This is a genomic window from Oligoflexus sp., assembly GCF_035638955.1.
Taxonomy (GTDB): Bacteria; Bdellovibrionota_B; Oligoflexia; order Oligoflexales; family Oligoflexaceae; genus Oligoflexus.
On sequence record NZ_DASQYZ010000266.1, the window covers coordinates 1 to 1,716 of the forward strand.

The 1,716-nt window shown below is 50.3% G+C and carries 1 protein-coding gene; it reads left to right on the forward strand.

Annotation, left to right across the window (positions count from 1 at the left end):
- Positions 1–357: 357 nt before the first annotated feature.
- On the forward strand, positions 358–1,716 hold a 1,359-nt coding region (locus tag VE954_RS24650; protein ID WP_324957825.1), incomplete at its 3' end, for a protein kinase domain-containing protein.

Consider the following 1,716-nt stretch of genomic DNA (forward strand, 5'->3'; position numbering starts at 1 on the left):
GGTAATGATTCTGAAGTTGCTGAACCCACAAGCTTTTTGTCTTTGGATGTCTGGGACATGGATGAAGCCTCATTTCCGCCACTTTCATTATACTAATTTATCGGCAGAAACTGTCTCATACTTGGCTGAGATATAGGGGAGCAGAGGGTAATACCTCTGCTGAGATCTTCTATTCAGTCGCTGCATGATTGCTCGCGAATCCAGACATTTTCTCGCTCAGAGTTCGCAAACGCAACAAAGCCAGAAATCACCTGCCGTCCCAATGTTCATTTGGTGGTGATTTCGAAAACGGGGTACAATATTGCATAATCATAAAGAGCTTACTTCCTGTAATCCATTTTAAAGTGTGTGGGAAATATGGAACAATTAGGTAAATATCAAATTATTGAAACTCTCCATGTCTCTTCACCTAATGTGGTCTACGTTTGTATGGATCCGGATACGCAGGATGAGGTCGTTCTCAAGGTCGTTCCGGACAGGCACAATAACAGTCTGGCAGCACTTCGCCTGGAGCAGGAGTTCAGCTTCATCCAAACTTTGAATGGCGCCTATTTCCTTAAGGCTTTTGACCTGATCAAGGAAGCCGACCGGATCTATATCGTCATGGAAAGGTTCAAAGGATTTTCACTTCGCAGGCATTTGCCGGAAAGAAAATTGCCACTGGAAATTGAACAGATTTTCAGCCTTGCCGTATCCATGATTGAAGCCATCGATTTTATGCACGATAATCTGATCATCCATAAGGACATCAGTCCCGATAACTTTCTCATCTCTGAGGATCTTACGGAAATCCGTCTCATCGATTTCGGAATATCGACCCTGCTATCCCGCGAGCACCCGAAGGTCGAGCATCTCAGTCAGCTTGAGGGTCACCTTCAGTACATTGCTCCGGAACAAACGGGACGCATGAACCGGAGCCTCGATTATCGCTGCGATTATTATTCGCTTGGGGCCCTGCTTTATGAGCTGGTCTCCGGAGAGCCGCCCTTTCCGACCGATGATCCTCTGGCCTGCGTGTCGGCCCACATATCGGAGACGCCGCGTCCGCCCCAGGCTCCCGGGCGGGAAGTTCCCCCGTCTTTGAGCGGGATCATCCTCAAGCTCCTGAGCAAGGGAGCCGAAGATCGCTACCAAAGCGGTTTTGGGCTTATTGCTGATCTCAGGGAGGCTCAAAAACGCTGGGCCAGCGGCGACAGGCAAAGCCGTTTTCCGCTAGCCACAAGGGATGTGCCTCGCTATTTTGCTGTGAGCCAGAAATGCTACGGCCGGGAGAAGGAAATCAGGCTCCTTGAAGAGGCCTTTGAAAAGGTGTTCAGCAGCAAGCAGGCCCAGATGATTCTTGTCACCGGGGCTTCGGGCATAGGCAAAACCACCCTGATCAATGAAGTTCATAAGCCACTTCTCAGGCAGCGCGGTCTATTCATTAAAGGCAAATTCAATCAATATAGTCGCGATATACCCTATGAAGCCTTTATCAGTGCCTTCTCGTCTCTGGCGGATCACTTCCTGGCCCTGCCCGAAGCTCAACTGGCAAAGATCCGGGAAGGATTGCTCAGGACCCTCGGCCATAATGCCAAGGTCGCAGTCGACCTGATCCCCAGATTCGGAGCGGTTCTGGGCGAGCTGCCTGAACTGGAGGATCTCGGTAGCGTCGGTAATGCCAACCGTTTCCGTCTCGCTTTGGACGCCATCGTCAGCGCCATAGTCCAGAATGAA